Genomic DNA, 267 nt, shown 5'->3' with positions numbered 1-267 from the left:
AAACCCACTGTTATCCTCAACATGTGTTTCCAGAAACGAAATATGTGATGTCACCGTATTTAGCTCATCGCTCTGTTTCGCGGATTGCTGATATAACTGTTTATTGCTTTGCGTAAGCTGAGTGATATTTCCCACCATTGAGGTCGTAGCGTCATTCACCTGTTGCACCAGCATCCGTAGCCCCTGCTGCATCGCGTCGATACGTGAGCTCAGTTGTGTCACTTCACGATTAAACTGGCTCACCTGGGGGGCTGGACGGGAAAGATC

At 48.3% G+C, this 267-nt stretch carries 1 pseudogene; it reads right to left on the bottom strand.

What is annotated here, in order from left to right:
• Positions 1-267: pseudogene (locus FDX22_RS31750) on the bottom strand (methyl-accepting chemotaxis protein); the annotation flags it as partial.

The sequence above is a fragment of the Citrobacter sp. TBCS-14 genome (genome assembly GCF_005280805.1).
GTDB lineage: Bacteria > Pseudomonadota > Gammaproteobacteria > Enterobacterales > Enterobacteriaceae > Citrobacter > Citrobacter gillenii.
Note: the sequence above shows the minus strand (reverse complement) of the source record. Positions and strands in the feature narration are given on the sequence as shown.